This window comes from Bradyrhizobium sp. 195 (genome assembly GCF_023101665.1).
Lineage (GTDB): Bacteria > Pseudomonadota > Alphaproteobacteria > Rhizobiales > Xanthobacteraceae > Bradyrhizobium.
Genome location: NZ_CP082161.1, coordinates 7,488,602 through 7,512,452, shown reverse-complemented (window position 1 = coordinate 7,512,452; position 23,851 = coordinate 7,488,602). Strand labels below are relative to the sequence as shown.

Here is a 23,851-nt window from a genome sequence, read left to right as displayed (position 1 = left end):
CGCACGGCGAGTTAAAAATTCGCAATCTCCGCAAAAGGTTGCGGGTGTTCCGCAGGGCGAAAAAAGAAGGGCCGGCGAAATCGCCGGCCCCGGGTCATCTTAAGATTGCGGTAACCGATCAGTAGCGCGCGACCGCCGGGCTTGCCCAATTGAAGCGGTAGTTGACGCCCGCCTTGATGGTGTGGTCGTCGGTGGTGAAGCTGCCGGTGCCCGCGAGCGGTCCGCCGGTGAAGCTCGCGTCGCCGAAATTGTAGTACTGGTACTCGGCCTTGGCCGACCAGTTCGGGGCGAACATGTATTCGAGGCCGGCGCCGACCGTGTAGCCGTTGCGGTGATCGCCAGCGATCACGAACGCGGTCGGCACGCCACCGACGGTCACCTTCTCATTGTTGTCCGAATAGGCATAGCCGCCCTTCACATAAAGAAGGCCGGGGCCCCAGGTGTAGCCGACGCGGCCGGTGATCGAGCCGAGGCCACGCTGGTCGTTGGTGTAGGCGATGCCGCCCGGAAACACTGCGCCGACGCTGCCGGAAAGCCAGGAATACTGACCCTCGACGCCGACCACGAAATTCGGATGGAACTGCCAGTCCCCACCGACCTGCACGCCGCCGAGGAAACGGCCGTTGCCGTTGTTGCCGGTGGAAAGGCCGTTGAAGTTGTTGTCGCTGGAGAACGCGCCGCCGACATGGCCGCCGATATAGAAACCGGTCCAGTTATAGATTGGCGCGGCATAGGCCGGCGCGGGCGTCTTATAGTAGTTGCGGTTGCCGAGATCGGCACCGACGGCCGGGGCAGCCGCGCCCATCGCAAGCAGCGCCACGGTCGCAAACAGAATCTTCTTCATAGTCCGAACTCCAACACTAAAGGTCCCCGGCAAGCGCGCTTTTTCGCGCCGGCGTTGGTTTTGCAGATAGCTTGCTTTTGACGAAAATGCTGTCACATGCGTGGCACAGCGAGGCCCAAGCTAACTTATTGGGCTGCAAATGATTTTCGTGCTTAATGTCGGCTTAAGAAATGCTGAAGAAAGGCTTAATTTCGCAGCTTTCCCGTAACCTCTGAGCCTGCTTCATTAACCAAGACGCCGTCGCGCCTCATCGCGCATCTGTTCGCGGAACGCCGCGCGCTTTGCAGGTCGGTCCTCCTCGCGCACGTCATGGCGATCGAAGATGTCGAACTTTTCCAGGATCGGATAGCGCTCGCTCGCCATCGCGAGCACGCGCAGCACTTTGGTCGCCGACGGCGTCGGGCCGCTGACCTCCCAGCGCCGGATGGTGTCAGCGCCGCCCTTCTCCGGCAATCCGCAGAGCTTGGCCATGTCGGCCGCAGTGAGTTTCCGCTCGAGCGCGTCGGAGAGGTCGTTGCGGAGTTGCTTCAGTTCGGCGCCGGTCATGCTGCTCGCGTCCAGGGAAGTCACTGATCGCAATGCACTAACGCTGATTCGGGTCCATCCGAAGGCGGCGGGTCCCTGCTCCCTGCACTTCGGCACCTTCGTCCGCGCACGGAGTTATGAACTGAGACCTATGGAAATTGTCCGGTGAATGTACAGTTGAATACCGGGGCGTGCAGCGGGCGAAAGGATCAGCCATGAAAACCATCAAATTCGCCATTGCCGCGCTCATCACGACCGGATTGCTTGCCGCGCCTTTCGCGGCTGAAGCAAAGAAGGTCCGGTCGAGCCGACATTACAGCACGGGTGTGGTGGCGCCGAGCTATAGCGGTGCGCCAGCATCGGCAGCGCAGCCGAGGGCGTCCTACGGGTCATCCGGACAGACGTCCGGCACGGTCACGGCGCCGTCGGTCGGCTCGTACAATTGGCCCTCGGTCGGCGTGACCAACTCGGTCCCCACCTGGAATAATACCACGCGATAGATAACATTTCGGCGAGACGGACGCCGATGGCCGATCAACGCGTGCCGCTCGCCAAGCCGGAGAGCAAATAGAGCGCGGCCAGCAATGTCGCGACCGACAGCATCGTCGTGATCGAGACCGTGGCCGCAACCAGTTTCTCCTCGACCTTGTGCTCGTGCGCGAGGACATACACGGTCTTTGCGGTCGGCACGGCCGCGCAGACGACGGCCGCGACCGTGTAGAGAGGATCGAGCACCAAGACCACACAGAGTCCGTAGACGATCAGCGGCATGACCACCAGCTTCACCGCGGCGAGCGCAAACGATGCCTTCAGGTTGGAGCGCAGGCCCTCGACGGACAGACCGAGGCCGATGGCGAACAGCGCGCAGGGCGTGAGCGCGTCGGCGATCATGTTCAGATAGGCCGCGACCGGCGCCGGAATCGGCAGGCCGGTGATTGCCCAGACCAGACCAATGAGCGTCGACAGCACCATCGGATTAAGCAGGATCTGCTTCACCAAACCTGCCGGATGCGCCGGCTCTCGCACGTCTTTTTCCAGCAGGATGACCGTGATCGGAAACATCACGGCGGCCACGAACACCGTGGCCACCGCCGCGGGCAGGACGGCAGGCTGGCCGTAGATCGCGTGCAGGATCGGCAGCGCGACGAAACCGGTGTTGGTCATCGCCGCCGCCATTCCGTATATCGTGCCGCTCGCAAGATCGTGCTTTCCGCCGGCGCGGACCACCAGGAAGACCAGGGCGAAGCAGATCAGGGAGCCGCCGCCGAATGCGAGCAGGAAGCGCCATTCCAGCAGATTGCGCGCCGGCTCCTGTGCGATCGTGACGATCAGCAGCGCCGGCATCGCCACGTTGTAGGCAAAGTGCACGAGGGCATCGGCAAGCGAACGGGAGAGGTAGCCGAGTTCGCCCGCGAGCCAGCCGGTGACGATGATCGCGAATACGGGAAGAACGAGGCTGGCGACTTCCATCCGGCTTACCCCTGCTGCGAACGGTCGCAGCAGGTTACTCCGTCAACGTATCGTCGTCACCGTCTTCGCGGGCCGCCTTGGCTCGAAAGGCGTTTGTCACTGCAGCCGTCAGGACCAAAGCCAGGGATCGTTCAGTGAAAGCAGGTCGAGTTCAGATTCCCCTGCCGCTCTGCTTCCCGATCACGCAGCGCCAAGCCGCCAGGCGCTCCGCCGGATGCTGATTCATCCAGTCGGCGAGCTGCGGCGCGCCCATCAGGCAGGATTGCACCGACACCTCGGCAAAGTCGGAGGTGGTGACGATCTGCTCATGACAATTGGTCGGAGAGGCGAGGCTACAGAGGACGGCGATGATCTTGATCATGCGAGGTTACCCCCGTCGCCCCGGACAAACCCGCGGCTGCCCGCCGCCTTGTCCTGTCTCTCGCCGGCCGGATCAGCCGATGGGAAGATGCTGTCGTAGATGGCCCGCGCCTCCTGAATGAGGCGCACTCGCTCGCGCTCGGACTTCGAGACAAATTGAATAACTTCGCCCATGGTGGCTCCGAATATCAGTTGGCAAATCCGTCATCAGATGACGGTGATCATTCCATCTCGATCTATGGCGCCGTTTCGGCTTTGAAACGGCGCAGCCGGTCACGTCAGAACAAAAGCGCGTGATGGCACTCCCGCGGTCGGATGCCCCGGTTTGTTCTCTCGCGTGAATTGCGAAACTGGCGCGCCGCATCACGACGCGCGAGGTCCGGTGGCAATTTTCCCTTTGCTGCCGCCAGCAAGGACAATCTTGCCAAGCCAATGCCGTTCAATCGAATATGTTTCTCATCTTGCGGCGGGCAAGTTTTGGAACGATCTCGAATTCGGCTGTCGCACGCGTTCGTTTCACGCCGCCGGCGCGCGGTCCTTGCGCCCCGGCACCGCCGCAAGCAGCTCCCGCGTATAGGCATGCTCAGGCGCGGCGAAGAGCTGCGACGTCGGCTTCAACTCGACGATGGCGCCACGCTGCATCACCGCGATACGGTCGCAGATCTGGGCTGCGACGCGCAAATCGTGGGTGATGAACAGCATCGAGAGGCCCAGGCGTAGCTTGAGGTCTTCGAGCAGTCTCAAGACTTGCGCCTGCACTGAGACGTCGAGCGCGGAGACGGCTTCGTCCGCGACGATGATCTCGGGCTCGAGCGCCAACGCGCGTGCAATGCCGATACGCTGGCGCTGGCCGCCTGAGAATTCATGCGGATAACGTTCAAGTGCGCCGGCATCCAGGCCCACCATCTTGAGGAGATCGCGGGCGCGGTCGAAGGCGACCTTCGGATCGATGCCGGCCGCGATCGGGCCGTCGGTGATGATGTGGCCGATCTTGCGCCGCGGATTGAGCGAGGCGAACGGATCCTGGAAGATCATCTGGATGCGGTGGCGCTCGGCGCGCAGCGCCTTGCCCGAGAGTGAGGTGAGATCGGTCTCGCCGATCCGCACCGTGCCGCGGTCGGCCTCGATCAGCCGCATCACGAGACGCGCCACCGACGATTTTCCGGAACCGGATTCGCCGACGAGACCGAGCGTCTCGCCCTTGAGGATGTCGAAATTGACCGCGCGCGCCGCATCGACGCGGCGGTCCTCGCGAAACCAGCCGCCCGATGTCACGTAGGTCTTGTCCAGCCCGATCACCTCGACCGCCCTGGCCTGATCGTCGAGCGGCTGTCGCGCCGGTGGATCCATCGAGGGGACGGCTGCGAGCAGCGCCTTGGTGTAGTCGTGCTGCGGCTCGTTGAAGACGGCCGCGGCCGGGCCTTCCTCCACGACCTTGCCATGGCGGAGCACGACGACCTGGTCGGCAATGTCCGCGACGACGCCGAAATCATGGGTGATGAACATCACCGCCATGTTGCGGTTGCGCTGAAGGTTACGGATCAGCTTGAGGATCTGTGCTTGCGTGGTGACGTCGAGCGCGGTGGTCGGCTCGTCCGCGACCAGAACGGCAGGCTCGAGCGCGAGCGCCATCGCGATCATGGCGCGCTGGCGCTGGCCGCCGGAGAGTTGGTGCGGATAGGCGCGCACGATTCGCTCGGGGTCGGGCAGACCGACCTCGCGTGCCAGAGCGAGCACTCTCGCGCGCCGCTCCCTCGGCGTCAGCAGGCCGTGCGCCTCGAACATCTCCGCCATCTGGTCGCCGATCCGCATCAACGGATTGAGCGCGGTCATCGGCTCCTGAAAAATCATCGCCAGCCTGCGGCCGCGCAGATCGCGCCAGCCGTCGTCATCGAGCTTGAGCAGGTCGCGGCCTTCGAACTGGATCTCGCCGGAGGCGACAGACACCGTATCAGGCAACAGGCCCATCAGCGCATGCGCGCACATCGACTTGCCGGAGCCGGACTCGCCGACGACGCAGACGATCTTGCCGGGCCGCAGGTCCAGCGAGATGCCGTAGACGGCGAACGGGCGCTCGGCGCCTTTCGGCAGCGCGATCTTGAGGTTCCTGATGGAGACGGCGGGCGGGGCGGTCATCGTCAGCGTCCCTCCCGCGACAGGCGCGGATTGAGCGCGTCGTTGAGGCCTTCGCCGATCAGGTTCAATCCGAGCACGGAGATCAGGATGGCGACGCCGGGAAACACGGTGATCCACCAGGCCTGACGGATCACGGTGCGGCCGGCGCCGACCATGTAGCCCCAGGAGATCAGATTGGGATCGCCGAGGCCGAGGAAGGACAGCGAGGATTCCAGCAGGATCGCGGTCGCCACCATCAGCGAGGCCAGCACGATCACCGGTGACAGCGCGTTGGGCAGGATCTCGCGCAGGATGATCCAGGTGTGCGACTGCCCGGTAACCACGGCGGCCTGGACATACTCGCGCGTGCGCAGCGACAGCACCTCGCCGCGCACGAGCCGGGCAACCGGCGGCCAGCTCACCAGCGCGATCGAGGTCACGATCGAATAGATCGAAGGCTGCAGGATCGCGACCAGCACGATCGCGAGCGCGAAGCTCGGAATGGTCTGGAAGAACTCGGTGAAGCGCATCAGGGCGTCATCGACCCTGCCGCCGAAATAGCCCGCCATGGCGCCGATCGGCATGCCGACGATTAGCGCCACCAGCGTGGAGACGAGGCCCACCAGCAGCGAGACGCGTGCGCCAAAAATCATGCCGGCGAACACGTCGCGACCGAGCGCGTCGGTGCCGAGCGGCACCGTCGAGAGTGTGAACGGCGGCAGGAACGGGCGCTGCACCATGCGCCAGGGCGAGTTCGGGAACAGCATCGGCCCGAACAATGCGACCGAGATCGCGAGCACCAGGATGACGAGCCCGATGACGCCGCTCGGGCTCTTCAGCATCGATTTCCAGAACTGTTTCATGAGGCGAATTCGATGCGTGGATCGACCAGTCGGTAGACCAGGTCGGTGATGAGGTTGAAGATCAGCACCATGGCGGAGCAGATCACGAAGACGCCGAGCAGCAGATTGTAGTCGCGCTGGAGCAGGGCGTCGTACATCAGGCGCCCGATGCCGGGCCAGGCGAACACGGTCTCCGTGATGACGGCACCGCCGATCAGCGTGCCGGAATGCACGCCGGCCAGCGTCACGACCGGCAGCAGCGCGTTGCGCAGCACGTGGCGGCGCTGGATCACGGCGTCCGAGAGGCCTTTGGCCCGCGCCGTCTTGACGAAGTCGAGCCGCTTCACCTCCAGCATCGAGGCGCGCGTCATGCGGGTGTAGGTCGCCATGAAGAACAGCCCGAGCGTCATCGCCGGCATGATCAGGTGCTTTGCGACATCGACCGCATGGGCGAAGCCGGTGAGGTTGGCACCGACCGTCTCGTAACCAAAACTCGGCAACCAATCCATGGTGACCGAAAACAGCAGGATGCCCATCAGCGCCACCCAGAACAGCGGCATGGCATAGAAGATCAGCGCGAACACGGTGATGGCCGTGTCGAGAAAGGTCCCGGCAAAGCGCGCGGCGAAGGTGCCGAACAGAATGCCGAGCGCGAGAGAGATCGCGAATGCCGTCAGCGTCAGCAGCAGCGTCGCCGGCAGCCGTTCGCCGATCAGCTTTGCGACCGGTGCCTGCTGGCGGAAGGAGAAGCCGAGGTCGAGCGTCACGACGCCCTTGACGTAGATGAAAAGCTGCTCGGGCAGCGGCTTGTCTAGGCCGAACTTTTCCCGGAGCTGCTTGACGAAGACCTGGTCACTGGCCCCGGCCTCGCCCGCCATCACGACAGCGGGATCGCCCGGCGCAAGCCGGATCAGGAAGAAATTGAGGACGACGATCGCAAGCAGGACGATCACGCCCTTGAGGATACGTTGAGCGACGAAGGAGAGCATCTTAGATGGCGATCAGATCAGGTTGAACGCAGCGACAATCACGGTGCGCTCCCTCTCCCGCTTGCGGGAGAGGGCAGGGGAGAGGGTATTTCCGCAGAGAGGACGCCAAGAGGAGAAAGCCCTCTCCCGCCGCGCTCTGCGAGCGCGTCGACCTCTCCCGCAAGCGGGAGAGTAAGCGGAGTTCGGAGCGCCCGCCCTCACTTCTCGAGCCATGCGTCCTTGAAGCCGTCATTGACGCCGATCCCCGTGGTGATCAGGTTCTTGACCTTGCAGCGCGTGATGGTCGGGAATTGTAGCTCGAGCATCCAGGCCACCGGCACGTCCTCGACCAGGATCTTCTGCGCCTGCTCGTAGATCTCCTTGCGCTTGGAGTCCGGGGTTGCGACCGCGCCGTCGGCGAACAGCTTGTCGATCTCCGGGTTGGAGTAACCCTCGACATTGTTGAACACCTGGCCCTTGGCGATGGCGCTGGAGACGTAGTTGCGGCCGACGCCGAGGGCGGGGTCGCCGTACTGGTAGAGATAGGTGAAGGCGATGTCGTAATCCCAATCGCCGATCTTCTGGTTGCCGCCGGCAACGTCCGTGGCGATGGTCTCGATGTTGATGCCGACGTCCATCAGGTTCTGCTTCACCGCTTCGCCCCAACGCTGCCAGGTCTCTCCATAGGCGAGCGGCAGCAGGCGGATCTTCTCGCCCTTGTAACCGGCTTCCTTCAGCAGCGCCTTGGCCTTGGCCGGATCGTACGGATATTTCTTCACGTCGTCGGTGTAGTATTTGATGGTGGAGGCGGACGGGCCGGTTGCGACCTTGCCGAGCCCGTTCCAGATCACGTCCTTGGCGAAATCGCGGTCGATCGCATACATGACCGCCTGCCGCACCCGCTTGTCGGCGAGCGGGCCCTGGCGGTTGTTGAGCCACAGCCAGGCCAGCGGCGAGAAGAACTCCCAACCGGTGCCGGTGACGCAAGTGTCCTTCAGCTTGGACAGCCGCGGCACGTCGAAGTTCTCGACCGAGCCGCCGGGCAGCACATCGACCTTGCCGGTCTCATACGCCACCGAGCGCGCAGCGGCGTCGGGAATGATCTGCCAATAGATCTCGTCGAGATAGGGCTTGCCCTTCTCATGATAGTTCGGGTTCTTGACCAGGCGGATGAACGAACCCTTCTGCCACTCCCTGAACATGAAGGGGCCGGTGCCGATGGGCGCGTTGTTGTAGGGATTGGTCTTGAAGTCGGTGCCTTCGTAGAGATGCTTCGGCACCATCGGCATCGATCCGACCTCGAAGATGCCGAGGAACGGGCCGAACGGCTGCTTCAGGGTGAATACGACAGTGTAGTCGTCGGGCGCCTCGACCTTGTCGACCTGCGCGAGGTTGTTGCGGGCGCGCGCGTGGGTCTGCTTCAGCATCTCGACCGAGAACAGCACGTCGGCGGCGGTGAAGGGCTTGCCGTCGTGCCAGGTCACGCCCTTCCTGAGCTTGAAGCTGTAGGTCTTGGCGTCCTCGCTGACGCTCCAGCTCTCGGCGAGCTCCGGCTGCGGTTCGAGCTTGGGGCTGTAGCGCAGCAGCCCCTCGAAGATATTGCCCGACACCATCTGGGTCGGGCCGTTCTGGACCAGCGCGAGCATCAGGCCGGGCGGCTCGGGTTGGATCACGGCATTGACCACGCCCCCCGTTTTCGGCTCTTGCGCCAGTGCCGGGGCCGTGAGGCCGCAAGCCAGGAGGAGACCAAGCAAAACTCGTTTTGGCATGTCGTATCTTTCTCAAGCGACCGGCCGTGAACGCTCCGCAACGTCCTCGCGCGCAAAGCGACGGCCGGCCCATCCCAGTCCCCATCCGATATCGAGGCTCACACAGTCCCGTTCGGCGCCGCAAGATGAAAGTCGCGACAGGGCTCGCACAAAAAATGTACAGCGCGTCCTGTTTTGATGGATCGGCCTCTTATTGCCGGGCGAGCCATGATGTCGGTCGTTGGCCGACACGGCCAGTGAGACTAGCGACACAGCGTCGCGGGACGGTAGTCGGAGCCCTCTTGCGCCACGCGGAATAAACCGGACCGCCTTGCGATAGGTCAGAGGCGGCTGCGCTGCGGATTTGATCCGGATCAAAGCCGAGCCGCCGCTTTTGCGATCGAATGGCAACTGGCGGGACCCGAAACGGCGTGTCTTGCTCCCTTGAGCCGTGAGACGCGTGAGACAATCGATGGACATCCAGGCCACGAATATCCCTGTGGATGACGAGTGCGGACCTGATGTCGCCGGCCACGAGCACCCGCCGGACGCGGGCGTGCAGCACTGCCTGCAATTGCTGGGCAATGCCGGCCTGCGCCCGACGCGTCAGCGCCTCGCGCTCGGCCAATTGCTGTTCCTGGGCGGCCATCGGCATGTCACCGCAGAGAGCCTCTATGAAGAGGCGATGGCGGCGAACGCGTATCTGTCGCTCGCGACCGTCTACAACACGCTGAACCAGTTCACCGAGGCCGGCCTGCTCCGCCGGATCGCGGCCGACGGCATCAAGTCGTTCTTCGACACCGACACATCCGTGCACCCGCACTTCTATCTCGAAGGCGAGGATGTGCTGGTCGACGTTGCCGACAGTCTTGCCTTCACCAAGATCCCCGAGGCGCTTCCCGGGCACGAGATCGCGCGGCTCGACGTCATCGTCCACCTGCGCCGCAAGCGGACGGCGTAGGGACCGCATGACTGTCGTCTAACGCAACCCCGCGCGCCGAAATCCCTCCAGATAGTGCTCGCGATCGGCGTCATTGGCCCATGGCAGCTTTGTCGCGATCCAGTGCAGCGAGATGTCCGGCTGAGTGCGCCGGAGCTCGCCCAGCGCCGTCTCCGCAAGCATGTCGTCGCCCGTCATGCCGGCAGAGACCGCGAGCACGCGGTAGGCGCCGGTGAGATCGCCGCGATGGCGGATCGCCTCGCGCGCGAGCGCGATGGCCTCGTCGTATTGGCGTTCGGTGAAGCGCGCATAGCCGGCGATGCCCTGATAGATCGCCAGCGACGGATCGCGCGGTGACAGCCGGATCGCCCTTTGGGCGGCCTCGAACGAATCCTTCGGCCGTCCGGCATAGGACAGCGCCAGCGCGTAATAGCCTTGCGCCAGCGAGAAGTTCGGATTGAGCGCGAGCGCCTGCTCGAACTCGGATAGCGCGTCCGCAAGCCGGCGTGTCGAGAAGCAGACGCTGCCGAGCGCGACATGCGCCCAGGCATCCTCATGGTCGCAGCGCAGCGCGGCCAGTGCGGCGGCTTCCGCCACCGGCGCCACCGCGGCGAGCTCGGCCCAGCCGAGATGCACGCCGAGCATGTGGTTTGCCGCCAGCACCGACAGCGCCCGGCCGTAGTTCGGATCAATCCCGATCGCGCCTTCGAGCAGGGCCCGCGCGGCCTCGTGATCACGCCGGGTCACGCGCCAGTAGTGCGATAGCGCCCGCATCAACAGATCCCATGCATCGAGGCTCGACGGTGGCTTGCGATCGGCGCGGAAATTCTCTGCTGCATGGATCTGCGGCTCGATCGCCGCCACGATCGCGTTGGTGATCTCGTCCTGGACGGCGAAGACGTCGACCAGATCGCGGTCATAGCGCTCGGCCCACAGATGGCCGCCCGATGCGGCATCGTTGACCTGCGCGGTGATGCGCACCCGGTTGTTCGCCTTGCGCACGCTGCCTTCGACGACGTAGCGGACGCCGAGTTCTTCGGCGATCTGCCTGATGTGGACCGCGCGTCCCTTGTAGGTGAAGGACGAGTTGCGGGCGATCACCATGAACCAGCGTTGTTTCGACAGCGCCGTGAGGATGTCCTCGCTGATCCCGTCGCCGAAATAATCCTGCGCGGGATCGCCGCTCATGTTCTCGAAGGCGAGCACGGCGACCGCCGGGCGGTCCGCGACGCGCGGGGGAGCGGGCCCGGCTTCGACTGGTGCGATCGACGCTGCCATTTCTTCCCGGACGTCGCCGACGAAGCGAAAGCCCTTGCGCGGGATGGTCTTGATCAGCCGCTGGGTCGCGCCGTCGTCGCCAATCGCCTTGCGGGCGGCATTGATCCGGCTGTTCAGCGCGGAATCCGAGATGACCCGATCGCTCCAGATCCGGCTGATCAGGTCATCCTTGCTGACCACTCGCGTGCGTTGCACGACGAGATAGAGCAAGAGATCGAACACTTGCGGCTGCAACGGTACGGCTGCCCCGCCGCAGGTGAGTTCCCGCAGGTCGCCGTCGAGCACGCTGTTTTCAAAGCGAAATCGCACGTTTCTGTCGTCTCAAGCAAAAATCAAAGTCGTCTCAGGCGAAAATCAACCGTCTGCGAAAGTCTTGGGGCCACCGATGCGGCAGGGTGCAGCGACCAATGAAGTGCCGGCGTTTTGGCACAACGGAGCTGTTTATGACCCAACTTGATCACCAGGTTCATTCGATCGGCCCGGAGGTTACGGGCTCTCGCATTTTCAAGTTCATCGCATTTCTGTACGGAATTGCGGCGTATCTCGTGTTTTTCGTCACCATTCTCTACGCCATCGGCTTCGTCATGGGGCTGGCGGTGCCGAAGACGATCGACACCGGAACCGACACGCCGGCGACTGAAGCCATCATCATCAATCTCCTGCTGATGTCGCTGTTCGCGGTCCAGCACAGCGTGATGGCCCGCCAGCAGTTCAAGGCCTGGTGGACGCAGTTCGTCCCCAAGCCGGTCGAGCGAAGCACCTATGTGCTGCTGGCGAGCCTGTCATTGCTGCTCCTGTTCTGGCAGTGGCGTCCGTTGCCTGCGGTCATATGGAACGTCGAGAATCCGGATCTTGCCGTGATGATCGTCACGCTGTCCTTCGCCGGCTGGGTGCTGGTGTTCACCTCGACCTTCATCATCAACCATTTCGAATTGTTCGGATTGCACCAGGTGACCAACCATCTGGTCGGGAAGGAGATGACGCCGCCGCGCTTCAAGACGCCGCTGCTCTACAATTTCGTCCGCCATCCGATTTATCTCGGTTTCATCATTGCGTTCTGGGCGGCGCCGACCATGACCGCGGGCCATATGCTGTTCGCGGTCGTCACCACGCTCTACATCTTCGTCGGCATCGCGCTGGAGGAGCACGACCTCGTCGCGCTCTTCGGTGACGAGTACCGGCAGTACAAACAACGGGTGTCGATGCTTATTCCCTGGCGCCGGTCACTCTAACCTCGGCGCAGCACCGCGCGCGTCCTTTGAAAGGAGGACGCGTGACCGCGCCGAGTGAGGTACGCGAGGATCGCACGCGTCCGTCCCCTCAACGTCCCTCTCAAAGTTCCTTGGGGTGATCTCCCCCTTCATCCCGACACCTCTCCCCGCATCCCGCCTTCCCGAGATATCGTGGAACGGGGGCGGGGAGAGGATTTCTCCCCTTCATCAAACGGAGACGACCAAATGAAACATGTCGGAAACTGCTTCTGTGGCGCGGTGACGATCGAGGTCACGGGCGCACCGGAGGCGATGGGCTATTGCCATTGCCGCTCCTGCCGCTCCTGGTCGGGCGGCCCGGTCAACGCCTTCAGCCTGTGGAAGCCCGAGGCGGTGCGCATCACCGAAGGCGCGGAGAATGTCGAGACGTTTGCCAAGACGCCGCTCAGCCAGCGCAAATTTTGCGGGAAGTGCGGCGGCCATCTCATGACCAACCATCCGCCGCTCGACCTGGTCGACGTCTTCACCGCCACCATCCCCACGCTCGCATTCGCGCCCGGTGTTCACGTCAACTATGCCGAGACCGTGCTGCCGATGCGTGATGGCCTGCCCAAGCTGAAGGATTTCCCGGCCGAGTTCGGCGGCAGCGGCGAGATGATGCAGGAGTAGTGGCGCGTTTAGGAGGGCGGCAGAGCGCCGCCCTCTCATCGTTCTCCCAAGGAAGGAAGAAAGATCAGCCGCCGCGCGATTCGACGACCTTGCGGCAGGAGTCCGAGAGCTTCGACTTGTTCTCGCGCAGGCAGGCGTTCATCTGCGGCGGCTTGCCGATATGTTCGGCGCAGAATTTGCTGGCATCGCCGCGGCAGGCCATTTGCTCCTGGGGCGACGGACCGGATTGCGCGGCAGCGGGCAGGGCGGCGGCCGTGAGCAGCAGCGCGGCAAGAGCTGAAATCTTCATAAAACACCTCCTTGGAATCGGCGTTGGTCCCGACAGGGACCAATCGGGCCGGACCATTCCGCGAAGGCCGGTCATGGGTCCATGCCATGTTCATGGCATCGGCGCGGCCCCGCGGTCGCGGCATCCCCCATCTTCATGGCATGTATCCGCGCGCCGTCTTTTGCCATTGAGGCTGCACCTCGGCTGCGAAATCCGGTGATTGCATCGGGACGCCGAACGGAAGCAGGAGAGCAAAGGATGTCGAAGAGAGCTGGAGCGCTCAGCGCAGGGCTGACGGTCATGGCGCTGGCGGGCGCGGCGATGGTGTCGCTGGGCACGAGCCCGGCGCAGGCGGTGGTCTATTGCAAGACGGTCGGCGTGCCCAAGGGCTGCGTGGTGCGTCCGACTGCGGCGGTGGTGGTGGGAGCGCCGGTCGCGAGGGCGGCGGTCGCGACGCCCGGCGTCGGCGCGCCCGGTGTCGGCGTGCGCGCGGGAACACCGATGAATCGCGGCGGTCCGGTCAATCGCGTCGGCGTGCGCTGATATTTCCATTCGATTGAATTGATTGCATCGCTTCGGGCCCAGGCGCCCTGCGGACGAGCCCCCGTTCTCCGCCGGCAAAACACCAGGCCCGTTCCCTCTCTCCGTGCGTCCCACACGTTCGGAGAGGGGGCTTTTCAGCCCGCAGCCATGTCGCTGTCGGGAAAACACTGCGGCAATTGCAGCCGCACCCGCGTCCCGGAGGTGTCGGAACTCAGATCGAGCATCGCGCCGCAGCGCGCGGCGCGGTTTCTCATGTTGCGCAAGCCGCGCGCGGTCTGGCCCGTGCGCGCGGCCTCGCCATTATCGCTCACCGCAAAGCCATGGCCGTCGTCGGTCACGCTGATCACGCCGTACGGCCCCTGGTCGCCGTCCAGCGTGTCGATGGTGACCGCGATGTGGCGGGCCTCGGCGTGCTTGACCGCATTGGTCACGGCCTCGTCGAGGATGCGCACGATCTGGATGACGTGCCATGGCCTGAGCTCGGGATGCAGCGGCAGGCCCTGCGGCGTCGCCACGCGCCAGTCGAGCGTGATGTCGTGCGGCCGCAATTGCGCGCTCGCGCGTTCGCGCCAGGAGCCGAGGGCGAGCATCAGGTCGCCCCCGATGTCGTCCATGGAATCGATGACGAGACGCAGATCCTTCAGCGCGGCACGGGCGGCGTCGGTGATGGTCGCGCCCTCATGGCCACGCTCGGAGAGCGCGACGATGCTGACGAGTTGGCCGCCGAGGCCGTCATGCAGGTCACGCATCAGGCGCGTGCGCTCGTTGGCGAGTGCGGCGGCGCGCGCGCGCTCCTCCTCGCGGGCAAAGCTCGCCTTCAGCCGCTCCTCGGCTTCGCGCACGCGCGTCACGAGCTGGCCGGCAAAGCTGTCGACCTGGTTCAACGCGCGGGCAAAGCGCCAGGTCAGCCCGGCGCCGATCGCGACCAGCATCGCCGAATAGGACAGGCGCGAGACGAAGATGCGATCGTTGCTCACGATCTCGAGCACGTTAAGCATGTCCTGGATCCAGCAGACCAGCACGATGGTCACCGCGCAGCCGATCGTGAAGCTCGCGGCGTCCTGCCGCCGCACCACCGCCGTTGCCGTGATGCAGGCCATCAGGACCAGGCAAATTCCGACCGTGGGGATGCCGAGCACCAGAAAAAGGATTCGCGGCAGCGGCGGGCCTCCGATCAGCCCGACCACGAACACGACAATTCCCGGCAGGAACAGCAGCGTGGCGTAGCGTGGCCAGCGCCAGCCGAAAAACAGCACGCCGAAGACGACGATCAGCGCACTCTCTGTCGGGGCGGACGCCAGCAGCACGGCGGCCAGCCGTGACGTGGCGGCCGGCGGGACCGGCGGGGGTGCGAACGCCTGCACCACGCCGAGCACCATCGCGGCCGCCAGCACGCCGTAGACCGGCTCATGACGCCGCATCAGCCACATGATCGCGAGGATGACGGCCAGGATCGACTGCCAGGCCGAGAACACCACGGGCAGGGTGACGAACAGCAGCGTGCGCGTCTCATAGGCCGGGCGCAAGGCCGCGTCCGGTCCGACATACACCGTGTCGAGAAAGCCCTTCAACGGTCCCCAAACGAACAGCCGCACCGTGATCTCGTTGGTGCCCTCACGCAGCAGCGAGGCGGGAACGGCGGCGATCTGCGGCGTGTTGCGGTCGGGCCGGTTGGCATTGGCATCGCGCCGGGAGTCGAGCACGACGACGCCGTCGACTGCGACCTCCACCGCGTTGCTGAAGCGCGGAAGGTAGACCGACCATCCCGACGCCGCATCGCCGCGACGGAACGTGAAGGTGCCGGTGTAGAGCGGCGGATCGGCCAGCGAATAGCGCGAAGCCGTGAAATGCGGCAGCGTCACGGGGGTCGTCACGCCATCTTCCCGCAGTGAAAATCCGCTCAGCGCAAAATCGTCGGGGTCGCTCGGCTGCAGCAGCCGCAGCCCGAGAACGGTGGCGATCACGATCAGGGCCTGCAGCAGCAGATAGGGCACGAGGCGCGAGGCGATCAGTCGGCGCCGCGGGCGCGTGGGTGCCTTCGTAGGTGCCTTGGCCGCGATCTCGCTCACAGCTTGATCAGGCCCTGCTGCACCGCCTCGAATACCGCTTCGCTGCGCGTATGCACCTCGAGCTTGCGATAGATGTTCTTGATATGGCCTGGCACGGTCTGCTTGGACAGGCCGAGATGGCTGGCGATCTCGGCATAGCTGAAGCCTTTTGCGATGCCCCAGAGGATATCGATCTCCCGCGGTGTCAGCCTGGCCGTGTTGAGCGCGGGGCCGGGCGGCGGCTCGGCCGAATTCTGCGCGGTACCTTGCGTTCTGCGCACGATGAAGCGCGCGATCGAGGCCGAGATCGGCGAATGGCCGGCGACGAGATCGCGCACGGTGGTGGCGATGTCGGTGGGGAAGGCGTCCTTGAGCAGATAACCGGTGGCGCCGACCGTGATCGCGGAGATCACGCTTTCCTCGTCCCCGAGTGCCGAGATCACCATGATCTCGGTGTCGGGAAAGCGCTGCCTCATCTCGCGGATCAGCTCGACGCCGTGGCCGTCGGGCAGCCGCAGGTCGGTCAGCAGCACGCGCGGCGCGCCGCCGGCGAGGGCGGCACGGGCTTCACTGAGCGTGCCGGCGCTGCGCACCTCGTAGCCGGCCTTGACCAGCGCATCCTGCAGCCGCCAGCAGGTCGGTGCGTCGTCCTCGACGAGGAGGATGGTGATGGTGTCACCCGTCTCGCCCTGTTCGGTCATGATCATGGTCCCGCACCCGCGTGTCCCCCGCGGTGCAAAGGCAAGTTTAACCGCAGTGCGGATGCCGTGACACCCATAATCATGGGGGCGGCGATGACTTGGTCCCGCGTCAGCGCGGGTAGACGGTTGTGGGGTCGCACCTAAGCTGGAATCCGTGCTCCGCGCGGCGCTCAGGGCGCCGACCGGTCCGCTCTGCCTCTGACACCGGCCCGTTACCGCAGCTCACAACGTCCGAGTTGGGCCACGTGGTCCGAGTTAGGCCACGTGCGGGCCTTGCGGCCGTACTCGACCTGGGGTCCGTTGGTACCCCGCAAGCCGACGTCGGACGCAGAAAAAGAGCGGCAGCTAAGGGTCGCCTGGGGGCACATACACCGGGACTAACGCGCTTATTCGATCACCGCATCCGCGCGGGCGAGCAACGTTGGAGGTACACCAACGTGCAAGGCATTAGCCGTCTTCACATTGATCACCAACTCAAATTTTGCCGGCTGTTGAATCGGAAGCTCCGCAGCTTTGGCGCCTTTGATGATCTTATCTACGTAAGCTGCGCCTCTCTTGAAGAGATCGACGAGATCGGGGCCGTAGCTCATCAGCGCTCCCATTTCGGCAGCATCGCGATAACCAAAGATCGTCGCTAGTTGTGCTTCCCGCGAAGCGTCAACGATCTTGCGGCGATACGTCCAAAGGAGCCCCTCCGGGAACACAATGAGTCCTTCAACATTTCCGCGAAGCGAACGGAAAACACCATCGATGTCCTCCGCTCGGCGTACATCGTAAGCATTGAGGGTAAGCCCTTCCGATTGTGCTGCTTGCTCCACCGCCTCGAGGTAGAAACGGCTGCCAGGATTTGCAGAATTCCAAAGCACACCAATTCGAGTGATTTTAGGAGCTGCCTCGTGCAAAAGCTGAAGCATTTTTGCGTTCGTTTCGGGCGTGACCTCCAAGGAAAAGCCCGTCAAGTTGCCACCGGGATGGGAGATGCTTGCAGCTAAGCCACTTCCCACGGGATTGACAACTGCAAGCGCGACGATTGGTGTCTGTGCTGTCGCCTTCTTGGCGGCAACAGCCAGAGGATGGCCCGCTGTGACAATCACGTCCAGCTGACTTTCGGCCAACTCGCGCGCTACCTCGTCGTACTGGCTCTCATGACCAGCCATCCAACGATACTGGATCGAAAGGTTGTGTCCCTCACTATAACCCAGCTCCTTCAATCCTCGCCCGAACGAATCCGCAAGAGGGTTCGGACCAGCCGCGACCGAAAAGAAAACAACTCGCGATAACTTTCCTGATCGCTGCGCACGAGCCAATCGCGGCTCGAGCATAATGATAATCGCGCCTGTGACGAGGCTTCGTCTATCGATCATGCGACGGTCCTCCTGAAAGTGCGTTTTACGGCCCGCGACGGCACGTTACTCGCATTTCTCCGTCCGTACCCGTGAAAGAAGGTCGCGGCGCGGGAGGTGATTGGAGCGTTCGGCTTCCCTGATTCCCGCCTTCGCCGATGGGCCACTTTCGGAAGTCGCTTGCTTCAAAAAGCCAAAGGCTGTTGCTGAAACGGCGGTGCCGGATGGTCGCCGCCGTTGTGATCGAGCGCCGTTATGTCAATGCTCCTCGACCTATCTTGCTGGAGATGTCGGCGCATCAACACTAGCCATCTGCTCAGCATCTTTTGAACTGAAAGAGGCGGTCACCTGAGGCGCCCTCAGTCGTTCCAGATGCGATCGCCGCATTCGCATTCGAACAGGTGTATGAGGTTACCGGTTTCCATGTTCAGTATCGTGCGAACCAGCTGTAGTTGCTTGTCGCAGACCCGACATTTTCGAGCCGAATTGTTTTCGACTTCTCCGATCTTCTCCGCGCGAAACAGATCCATATAAAGTCCCCATCAAAGTCGGAGGGACGTTACTCCATTGGTTCGGCAAGTGGATCATACGGAAGTATACTGGCCGCGGCGGCTGCACAGTAGCGCTTAAGCGGGCGACTTCCGCTTTGCCTGGCGGAGCGGATGTTTATGAGTACACCCTAGACCGGCTCATGAGAGATCAACCCGCGGCGGCGGATAGCGCCGGGCCAGCGCCGACAATGTCAACCGCCGTTCGTCCTGCGGCAGCTCCAGATAGGCCAGCACGAGCGGCCGCTTCCAATCGCCGACACCGAAGTCCATGGCCGTCCATTTCTGCGGCTCGGGCCCTTCCAGGCCCCGCACCCAGACGAAGTAGCGGGGGAGGTCGTCGGTGTCCGTCGTGCGTGTCCTGGCCATCAAAGCTGTCCGCTGCATCACATCTGTTGCCACAGGATATAGGGATTGGCGCGGCGAAGGTGAACGCCTCCGGAAGCTTGTAATCTCTCCTCCTCGTCATTGCGAGGAGCTCTTGCGACGAAGCAATCCAGGCTACCTCCGTGGATGCATTCCTGGATCGCTTCGCTGCGTTCGCAATGACGCTGTGGATACGCGTAAGGCAAGAATGAATCTATTGGGCTACAGAAGCTGTTCTCAACCGGAACGATCTGTCCGAGCGCGCGCCGTTTCGCGCGCCAAGATTCTGGTTGACCGAAATTCGGAAATGGCGTATATGCGTCGTCATCCCGGCCCATGGATAAGGGGCGTTTCGCGATCGTCACGATACGCGGGCGGGGTGGCGGTGGACGTGGAGCGCATCGGCGCGCCAGCAATCGCAGGGCGGGTTTGGCCCGTGAGCGGTTGACTGGCGCGCACACGACCGGTGCGGTCCGCGTACGGCAAAAGCGTGTCGTCCTGACGCCCGGGGTCTGTGCGTCAAGGCTTGCGGTGGTGAAGCGGCCCGACCGGGCACGCGCACCAGTCATCCGCAAGGCGACGGGGGCAATAGTGCATCGCTCCCCGGGGAGAGCACGCCATAAGCCGTAAAGCCACTGCGCAGGGAAAGGCCGGGATGTCCAGGCTGCCCTGTATGCCGCTGTGCATTTGTTTTCGCGCAATTTGCGCACAGCGGACCGCGGGTGCCAGCCGGCGCCCGGCCTTCCCTGCGCCCTTTCCACGGAAGGGGCGTCGAGAGGAGCACAAGACTTGGGCGTCATGCGCCGCGAGGCTGTAGCGGCGTGTCTCGTTGTTTGAAAACTGAAATGTGCGCGCTGGTCGTGCCGGTCAGCGCCACAATTCGCAGGTCGCCACGCGGTTGATGTCGGTGAGGCGGCGAGCGGCGTCTCCGTGCAGATCGAGGCTTTCGACCAGCGTCAGCAGGCGATGATAGGCGCCGTCGGCGACCTCGACCGGCAGCGGAGCTTCGTCAAAGGCCTCGACATAGCTGCCGACGACATTGCTGAGCAGGCGGCACAGGCCGCGCTGGGCGGGATCGCGCCGGCCGAGCGTCTCGAGCTTCTGCTGAAAGGTCTGGAAGGTCCGCAAACCGTGGTGCTGTTGCGAAAGCCACGCGTGCAGGTCGTTCATATGAGCTCCTTCGAGTTACGGAAGAAGCTACCGGTTTATACAGGGAGGAGGCGGGGATGGCTAGAGGAGGAGGAGAGCGAGTGTGTTGAGCCGGTCCGCCTTCGCCAAGGCTCCGGCACGACAGCCTTCGCCGCTTCGCATGGATGGAATTGCGCCTGGCTTGCCTAGCCGTAGCTGCGAAGCAGCGAAGGCTGGTGCCCCTGGCCGGAATCGAACCAGCACTCCTTGCGGAACTCGATTTTGAGTCGAGCGCGTCTACCAGTTCCGCCACAGGGGCCCTCGGTCGGCCCTTGAAGGGAGCGTCGCGAAGCCGGCGGACTATAGCCATGGACAAAGCGGGGTCAACCCGCGCCAAAGTGATCCCGCCCGTTCTCGACAGCCGCATGGACCGGAGCTAGAGGCTTAAGGGCGCGACCCATCGGAAAGAGGCTGCCGTGACGACCCAGAGTGCCGCGATACCTGCGTTCAAGCCGGCTGCCGGCGGCTCCGCGCTGACGGCCTCGCTGCTCGTCACGCTGATCGCGGCTGCGACCATCGCGGGCGCCTGGTTCTTCCAGCTCGTGCTGGAGATCCTGCCCTGCCCGCTCTGCCTGGAGCAGCGCTACGCCTATTACCTCGCGATCCCGCTCGGGGCGCTCACGGCGATCGCGGCACGAGCCGGCGCGCCGCGGCCGCTGTTGCTGGCCGGGCTCGCGATCCTCGCGCTGGCGACGCTCGCAAATGCCGGTCTCGGCGCCTACCATTCCGGCGTCGAATGGGGGTTTTGGAAGGGGCCGACCGATTGCACCGGTCCCGTCGTCAACCTCGGCAACGCCGGCGATCTCTTTTCAAAGCTCGACACCGTGAAGGTGGTGCGCTGCGACGAGGTGCAGTGGCGCTTCCTCGGCCTCTCGCTCGCCGGCTACAACGTGCTTATCTCGCTGCTCATGGCTGCGATCGCGGCGTGGGGATTTATGCGGACGGCGAAGCGCTAGGCAACCTGTCGTAGGGTGAGCAAAGCGCAGCGTGCCCACCACCTCTGAATGGTGGGCACGGCGCAATTGCGCCTTTGCCCACCCACCGAGAGCGGAGTTCGCGACGCGAGCCGCGCTCCTTCAATCGTCCACGTCGTCCTGGGTGCGTCCGAACAGATGCACGATGCCCGGCGTCGCGATCGTCACGAACACGAAGCGCGACAGGTGGTGAGCGCCGACGAAGATCGGGTCGATGTGCAAGGTCAGCGCCAGCGCCAGCATGGCGTCCATCGCTCCCGGCGCGAAGGCGACGACGACGTCGGAGAACTTCACCTGCGTGGTCAGCGCGACGATGCCGACGAAAATGGCGGAGACGGCGATCGCCACGGTGAACGAGCCCAGCGCCGCGTTGATGTGGCCCGCGAGCGTCTTGATCCGCATCCGCGCGAAACGGCTGCCGATCAGCGCGCCGATCCCGATCAGCGCCACGCCGCGGACCCAGTCCGGCAGGCCGCCCTCGACCCAGCCGGCGCCATGCAGCACGCTGGAGGCGATCATGGCGCCGAACATCCAGCTCGCCGGAAACTTGATCAGCCGCAAGAGCAGCGCCATGGCCAGCGAGGCGGCGGCCAGCTCGACAAGGTCGAGCGGCGAGGCGATCGTTGCGGTCGTCAGCGACGGCGCGGCGGAGGGGGCGACGCCCGCGATCGCCAGCACCATCGGCAGTGCCGCGGTGAGGATGATGACGCGCATGGTCTGCACCACCGCGATGCCCGGCAGGTCGGCGCCGCGCTCGACCGCCAGAATCGTGATCTGCGACAGCGCGCCGGGACTGCCGGCAAGGAAGGCCGAGGTGCGGTCCCAGCCATGGACGCGCTGGAGATAATAGCTCGAGCCGAAGGTCGAGCAGAAGGTTGCGAGCGCAAGCAGGCCGATGGTGAGCGGGTAGGCGCCGACCTGTTGAAGCAGATGGCGCGAGACCACCGAGCCCAGCGAAATGCCGAGCAGCACCAGCACAGTCTGGGTCAGGAGCGGCGGCAGCGACAATTGGCGGCCGGCGATTGCGGCGATCCCGACCGCGATCATCGAGCCCGAGATCAGCCCGCCGGGAAGGCCGGCGAGCAGAAACAACAGGCCTCCGGCGGTGCCGATGACGAGCGTCTCCGCCGCGCTCAAGAGCTTGGCGCGGCTGAGCCATTCGAACGGCGGGGAGGCGGTGATTTGCTTCACGCCACCTTATCGCAAATCAGCGAGAGGCGCACAATTGCAGGCTCGTCATGCCGCAATGCGTGCGCCTCTGTCTGATGCAAATGGAGGATCGCGGCGGACTTACTTCTTGTCGGCGGCAGGGGCGGCGGGCGCCGCGGTGCCAGCCCTCGCTTCCTTCTTGCACTCGCGGCGGAATTTCTTGCGCTCCTTGCCCTTCAATCCCTTGGCGTCCGCCTGCTTGGAGCATTCGAGCGATTCCGCCGAACGCTCCTTCGGCGCCTTCCTGTCGGCAATGGCGGCTGCATCGGGCTTGGTTGCCGGCGCGGCGGTCTGTGCGAAGGCAGTGCCGCTGAGGAGCAGGGAGGCGAGAGCGACGGCGGCGAGGCGGGACGTGAAGGTCATGTGTTGCACTCTGCTTGCGAGAATTGCGAAGGGCTGGGACCGTCGGCCTGCGTTGCTGAACGCGACATGAATGATGAGAACGACGGGATCACTATATTTTGCCGGCGCAACGCATCGCATCCTTGTCGCGGGCGACCGGCACGCTAGGATAGCAATCTTCGTTTCACTTCCGTCGAGGAAGACCAAGGAGGAGGACCAAGGATGACCATTCAATCGAAATTGTTGTGCGTGATTGCAGCGTCGGGCGTCGTCGCATTCATGGCGAGCGCGCCGGCGCAGGCGCTGACCTCGCAGGAATGCAGCGCGAAATATCAGGCGGCCAAGAAGGACGGCTCGCTCGGTACCATGAAGTGGAATGATTTCCGCAAAGCTCAGTGCGGTGCTGACGCAACGCCTGCGGCTGCGCCTACTGCGGCGGCTCCGGCTGCGCCCGCAGCTCCCGCCGAGCCGAAGCAGGCGAAGAAGGAGGCTGCCCCCGCCGCCATGCCGACGCTGCCGGCCGGTCCGGCGATCTATCCGAACGCGGTCGATCCGAAATATGCCAAGGAGACCGCCGGCAAGGCCCGCCTGCACACCTGCGTCGACCAGTACAACGCCAACAAGACCACCAACGGCAACGGCGGCTTGAAGTGGATACAGAAGGGCGGCGGCTATTACAGCGAATGCACCAAGAAGCTGAAGGGCGCCGCCTGAGCTCCGACCTAACGCGACAATGCGATGGCCGGAGCTGAGCTCCGGCCATTTCTCGTGAGCCGATCGTCTAGTCGAGCAGCTTTTCGGCCGATTTCGCCACCAGTTGCGCCCGCTTGCGCGGGCCGCACTCGACGAACAAGAGGCTCTGGCCGAAGATGAAGCAGTAGAACAGGAAGGCCTGCGCCTCTGCCTCCTCGGCCGCAAGCCCGGTCGCGCGATAGAGCTCGGCCACGTGCTTGAGCCGCGCGGCGTCCACGCCCGCCACCGCCGCCGCGGCACTCTCGTCCGAGCGGGCCCATTGCCGGATCGCGAGCTCGATCGCCATGGCTTCCGGATTGAGCCGCTCCGAATAGAGCTGGATCACCGCCTTCAGCCGTTCGCGAGGCTCTTGACCGTCGAGGCGCGTCTGCTCTGCGATCGAGGCTGCGCGCTCCTCGCGCCAGCGTTGCAGCATGGCGTCGAGCAGCGCGGCGCGGTCGGCGAAGCGGCGGTAGAAGCCGCCCTTGGTGACGCCGAGGCTCTTGGCGAGCACCTCGACCCTGACACCCTCGACCCCCGAGCGGGCGAGCTCGGCAAACCCCGCCTCGACCCAGACATCGCCCTTGCCGTCGCTCATGAAGGAAGCCTCGCAGATTCT

26 protein-coding genes and 1 tRNA gene are annotated in these 23,851 nt (G+C 64.2%); 7 read left to right on the top strand and 20 right to left on the bottom strand.

Going from position 1 to position 23,851, the window contains the following annotated elements; genetic code table 11:
• Positions 1–118: 118 nt before the first annotated feature.
• Both IVB26_RS35030 and IVB26_RS35025 read right to left on the bottom strand, forming a co-directional pair.
• Positions 119–844, bottom strand: coding sequence for an outer membrane protein (locus IVB26_RS35030; protein ID WP_247969490.1), 726 nt, complete (start codon positions 842–844; stop codon positions 119–121).
• Positions 845–1,069: 225 nt separating this feature from the next.
• Complete coding sequence (locus IVB26_RS35025) at positions 1,070–1,390, bottom strand: helix-turn-helix domain-containing protein (RefSeq protein WP_247969489.1); 321 nt, start codon at positions 1,388–1,390, stop codon at positions 1,070–1,072.
• Positions 1,391–1,584: 194 nt separating this feature from the next.
• Between IVB26_RS35025 and IVB26_RS35020 the strand changes: the two genes are divergently transcribed.
• The gene (locus IVB26_RS35020) at positions 1,585–1,869 is read left to right on the top strand and encodes a hypothetical protein (RefSeq protein WP_247969488.1); all 285 of its coding nucleotides are present in this window, start codon (positions 1,585–1,587) and stop codon (positions 1,867–1,869) included.
• A gap of 34 nt (positions 1,870–1,903) precedes the next feature.
• Here IVB26_RS35020 and IVB26_RS35015 read toward each other — a convergent pair whose 3' ends face one another.
• The 7 genes from IVB26_RS35015 to IVB26_RS34985 form a co-directional block, all read right to left on the bottom strand.
• Positions 1,904–2,839, bottom strand: coding sequence for an AEC family transporter (locus tag IVB26_RS35015; RefSeq protein WP_247969487.1), 936 nt, complete (start codon positions 2,837–2,839; stop codon positions 1,904–1,906).
• A gap of 151 nt (positions 2,840–2,990) precedes the next feature.
• The gene (locus tag IVB26_RS35010; RefSeq protein ID WP_247969486.1) at positions 2,991–3,200 is read right to left on the bottom strand and encodes a hypothetical protein; all 210 of its coding nucleotides are present in this window, start codon (positions 3,198–3,200) and stop codon (positions 2,991–2,993) included.
• The gene (locus IVB26_RS35005) at positions 3,197–3,373 is read right to left on the bottom strand and encodes a hypothetical protein (RefSeq protein WP_247969485.1); all 177 of its coding nucleotides are present in this window, start codon (positions 3,371–3,373) and stop codon (positions 3,197–3,199) included. Before IVB26_RS35005 ends, IVB26_RS35010 begins: the two co-directional genes overlap by 4 nt.
• Positions 3,374–3,715: 342 nt before the next feature.
• Positions 3,716–5,335, bottom strand: coding sequence for an ABC transporter ATP-binding protein (locus tag IVB26_RS35000; RefSeq protein ID WP_247969484.1), 1,620 nt, complete (start codon positions 5,333–5,335; stop codon positions 3,716–3,718).
• A gap of 2 nt (positions 5,336–5,337) precedes the next feature.
• Positions 5,338–6,177, bottom strand: coding sequence for an ABC transporter permease (locus tag IVB26_RS34995; protein ID WP_247006098.1), 840 nt, complete (start codon positions 6,175–6,177; stop codon positions 5,338–5,340).
• Entirely contained in the window at positions 6,174–7,145 is a 972-nt protein-coding gene (locus IVB26_RS34990; protein WP_247969483.1) for an ABC transporter permease, read from the bottom strand. Before IVB26_RS34990 ends, IVB26_RS34995 begins: the two co-directional genes overlap by 4 nt.
• A gap of 197 nt (positions 7,146–7,342) precedes the next feature.
• Entirely contained in the window at positions 7,343–8,893 is a 1,551-nt protein-coding gene (locus IVB26_RS34985) for an ABC transporter substrate-binding protein (RefSeq protein WP_247969482.1), read from the bottom strand.
• Between the two features lie 451 nt (positions 8,894–9,344).
• On the opposite strand from IVB26_RS34985, the gene irr reads away from it, so the two are divergent.
• Positions 9,345–9,833: a Fur family transcriptional regulator Irr gene (gene irr / locus IVB26_RS34980; protein ID WP_247969481.1), complete on the top strand. Its 489-nt coding sequence runs from the start codon at positions 9,345–9,347 to the stop codon at positions 9,831–9,833.
• A gap of 18 nt (positions 9,834–9,851) precedes the next feature.
• Here the strand turns inward: irr and IVB26_RS34975 are convergent, their stop codons facing one another.
• Entirely contained in the window at positions 9,852–11,399 is a 1,548-nt protein-coding gene (locus tag IVB26_RS34975) for a winged helix-turn-helix domain-containing tetratricopeptide repeat protein (protein ID WP_247969480.1), read from the bottom strand.
• A 134-nt stretch (positions 11,400–11,533) separates the two neighbouring features.
• Between IVB26_RS34975 and mddA the strand changes: the two genes are divergently transcribed.
• Together mddA and IVB26_RS34965 are read left to right on the top strand one after the other, a co-directional pair.
• The gene (gene mddA / locus IVB26_RS34970; RefSeq protein WP_247969479.1) at positions 11,534–12,322 is read left to right on the top strand and encodes a methanethiol S-methyltransferase; all 789 of its coding nucleotides are present in this window, start codon (positions 11,534–11,536) and stop codon (positions 12,320–12,322) included.
• A gap of 225 nt (positions 12,323–12,547) precedes the next feature.
• Positions 12,548–12,970 carry a GFA family protein gene (locus IVB26_RS34965; RefSeq protein WP_247969478.1) on the top strand — a complete coding sequence of 141 codons (423 nt, stop codon included), beginning with the start codon at positions 12,548–12,550 and terminating at the stop codon, positions 12,968–12,970.
• Between the two features lie 64 nt (positions 12,971–13,034).
• On the opposite strand, the gene IVB26_RS34960 is transcribed toward IVB26_RS34965, so the two are convergent.
• Positions 13,035–13,259, bottom strand: a complete 225-nt coding sequence (locus tag IVB26_RS34960) for a cysteine rich repeat-containing protein (RefSeq protein ID WP_246919075.1) — start codon at positions 13,257–13,259, stop codon at positions 13,035–13,037.
• Between the two features lie 237 nt (positions 13,260–13,496).
• Between IVB26_RS34960 and IVB26_RS34955 the strand changes: the two genes are divergently transcribed.
• Positions 13,497–13,781 carry a hypothetical protein gene (locus IVB26_RS34955; RefSeq protein ID WP_247969477.1) on the top strand — a complete coding sequence of 95 codons (285 nt, stop codon included), beginning with the start codon at positions 13,497–13,499 and terminating at the stop codon, positions 13,779–13,781.
• Positions 13,782–13,915: 134 nt separating this feature from the next.
• Here the strand turns inward: IVB26_RS34955 and IVB26_RS34950 are convergent, their stop codons facing one another.
• The 6 genes from IVB26_RS34950 to IVB26_RS34925 form a co-directional block, all read right to left on the bottom strand.
• Positions 13,916–15,850, bottom strand: coding sequence for a sensor histidine kinase (locus IVB26_RS34950; protein ID WP_247969476.1), 1,935 nt, complete (start codon positions 15,848–15,850; stop codon positions 13,916–13,918).
• The gene (locus tag IVB26_RS34945; RefSeq protein WP_247973349.1) at positions 15,847–16,530 is read right to left on the bottom strand and encodes a response regulator transcription factor; all 684 of its coding nucleotides are present in this window, start codon (positions 16,528–16,530) and stop codon (positions 15,847–15,849) included. Before IVB26_RS34945 ends, IVB26_RS34950 begins: the two co-directional genes overlap by 4 nt.
• A gap of 386 nt (positions 16,531–16,916) precedes the next feature.
• Positions 16,917–17,894, bottom strand: a complete 978-nt coding sequence (locus tag IVB26_RS34940; RefSeq protein ID WP_247969475.1) for an ABC transporter substrate-binding protein — start codon at positions 17,892–17,894, stop codon at positions 16,917–16,919.
• A 668-nt stretch (positions 17,895–18,562) separates the two neighbouring features.
• Positions 18,563–18,790: a hypothetical protein gene (locus IVB26_RS34935; protein WP_247969474.1), complete on the bottom strand. Its 228-nt coding sequence runs from the start codon at positions 18,788–18,790 to the stop codon at positions 18,563–18,565.
• An 864-nt stretch (positions 18,791–19,654) separates the two neighbouring features.
• Positions 19,655–19,957, bottom strand: a complete 303-nt coding sequence (locus IVB26_RS34930) for a hypothetical protein (protein ID WP_247969473.1) — start codon at positions 19,955–19,957, stop codon at positions 19,655–19,657.
• Positions 19,958–20,149: 192 nt separating this feature from the next.
• A tRNA-Leu gene (locus tag IVB26_RS34925) sits at positions 20,150–20,234 on the bottom strand.
• Between the two features lie 157 nt (positions 20,235–20,391).
• Between IVB26_RS34925 and IVB26_RS34920 the strand changes: the two genes are divergently transcribed.
• Positions 20,392–20,931 carry a disulfide bond formation protein B gene (locus IVB26_RS34920; protein ID WP_247969472.1) on the top strand — a complete coding sequence of 180 codons (540 nt, stop codon included), beginning with the start codon at positions 20,392–20,394 and terminating at the stop codon, positions 20,929–20,931.
• A 120-nt stretch (positions 20,932–21,051) separates the two neighbouring features.
• Here IVB26_RS34920 and IVB26_RS34915 read toward each other — a convergent pair whose 3' ends face one another.
• Positions 21,052–22,140, bottom strand: coding sequence for an AbrB family transcriptional regulator (locus IVB26_RS34915; RefSeq protein ID WP_247969471.1), 1,089 nt, complete (start codon positions 22,138–22,140; stop codon positions 21,052–21,054).
• Between the two features lie 99 nt (positions 22,141–22,239).
• The gene (locus IVB26_RS34910; RefSeq protein ID WP_247969470.1) at positions 22,240–22,521 is read right to left on the bottom strand and encodes a PsiF family protein; all 282 of its coding nucleotides are present in this window, start codon (positions 22,519–22,521) and stop codon (positions 22,240–22,242) included.
• A gap of 201 nt (positions 22,522–22,722) precedes the next feature.
• Between IVB26_RS34910 and IVB26_RS34905 the strand changes: the two genes are divergently transcribed.
• A complete protein-coding gene (locus tag IVB26_RS34905) occupies positions 22,723–23,214 on the top strand; it encodes a hypothetical protein (RefSeq protein ID WP_247969469.1) in 492 nt (163 codons plus the stop codon).
• Positions 23,215–23,281: 67 nt separating this feature from the next.
• On the opposite strand, the gene IVB26_RS34900 is transcribed toward IVB26_RS34905, so the two are convergent.
• The gene (locus IVB26_RS34900) at positions 23,282–23,830 is read right to left on the bottom strand and encodes a TetR/AcrR family transcriptional regulator (RefSeq protein ID WP_247969468.1); all 549 of its coding nucleotides are present in this window, start codon (positions 23,828–23,830) and stop codon (positions 23,282–23,284) included.
• Positions 23,831–23,851: the final 21 nt, after the last annotated feature.

Coding starts and splice junctions, on each gene's coding strand:
- IVB26_RS34935 (WP_247969474.1), bottom strand. CDS start 18,790: ATGGCCAGGACACGCACGACGGACACCGACGACCTCCCCCGCTACTTC.
- IVB26_RS34940 (WP_247969475.1), bottom strand. CDS start 17,894: ATGATCGATAGACGAAGCCTCGTCACAGGCGCGATTATCATTATGCTC.
- IVB26_RS35020 (WP_247969488.1), top strand. CDS start 1,585: ATGAAAACCATCAAATTCGCCATTGCCGCGCTCATCACGACCGGATTG.
- IVB26_RS35025 (WP_247969489.1), bottom strand. CDS start 1,390: ATGACCGGCGCCGAACTGAAGCAACTCCGCAACGACCTCTCCGACGCG.
- irr (WP_247969481.1), top strand. CDS start 9,345: ATGGACATCCAGGCCACGAATATCCCTGTGGATGACGAGTGCGGACCT.
- IVB26_RS34945 (WP_247973349.1), bottom strand. CDS start 16,530: ATGACCGAACAGGGCGAGACGGGTGACACCATCACCATCCTCCTCGTC.
- IVB26_RS34900 (WP_247969468.1), bottom strand. CDS start 23,830: ATGAGCGACGGCAAGGGCGATGTCTGGGTCGAGGCGGGGTTTGCCGAG.
- IVB26_RS35005 (WP_247969485.1), bottom strand. CDS start 3,373: ATGGGCGAAGTTATTCAATTTGTCTCGAAGTCCGAGCGCGAGCGAGTG.
- IVB26_RS34985 (WP_247969482.1), bottom strand. CDS start 8,893: ATGCCAAAACGAGTTTTGCTTGGTCTCCTCCTGGCTTGCGGCCTCACG.
- IVB26_RS34990 (WP_247969483.1), bottom strand. CDS start 7,145: ATGCTCTCCTTCGTCGCTCAACGTATCCTCAAGGGCGTGATCGTCCTG.
- IVB26_RS34955 (WP_247969477.1), top strand. CDS start 13,497: ATGTCGAAGAGAGCTGGAGCGCTCAGCGCAGGGCTGACGGTCATGGCG.
- IVB26_RS34995 (WP_247006098.1), bottom strand. CDS start 6,177: ATGAAACAGTTCTGGAAATCGATGCTGAAGAGCCCGAGCGGCGTCATC.
- IVB26_RS35030 (WP_247969490.1), bottom strand. CDS start 844: ATGAAGAAGATTCTGTTTGCGACCGTGGCGCTGCTTGCGATGGGCGCG.
- IVB26_RS34910 (WP_247969470.1), bottom strand. CDS start 22,521: ATGACCTTCACGTCCCGCCTCGCCGCCGTCGCTCTCGCCTCCCTGCTC.
- IVB26_RS34905 (WP_247969469.1), top strand. CDS start 22,723: ATGACCATTCAATCGAAATTGTTGTGCGTGATTGCAGCGTCGGGCGTC.
- mddA (WP_247969479.1), top strand. CDS start 11,534: ATGACCCAACTTGATCACCAGGTTCATTCGATCGGCCCGGAGGTTACG.
- IVB26_RS35010 (WP_247969486.1), bottom strand. CDS start 3,200: ATGATCAAGATCATCGCCGTCCTCTGTAGCCTCGCCTCTCCGACCAAT.
- IVB26_RS34965 (WP_247969478.1), top strand. CDS start 12,548: ATGAAACATGTCGGAAACTGCTTCTGTGGCGCGGTGACGATCGAGGTC.
- IVB26_RS34930 (WP_247969473.1), bottom strand. CDS start 19,957: ATGAACGACCTGCACGCGTGGCTTTCGCAACAGCACCACGGTTTGCGG.
- IVB26_RS35000 (WP_247969484.1), bottom strand. CDS start 5,335: ATGACCGCCCCGCCCGCCGTCTCCATCAGGAACCTCAAGATCGCGCTG.
- IVB26_RS35015 (WP_247969487.1), bottom strand. CDS start 2,839: ATGGAAGTCGCCAGCCTCGTTCTTCCCGTATTCGCGATCATCGTCACC.
- IVB26_RS34960 (WP_246919075.1), bottom strand. CDS start 13,259: ATGAAGATTTCAGCTCTTGCCGCGCTGCTGCTCACGGCCGCCGCCCTG.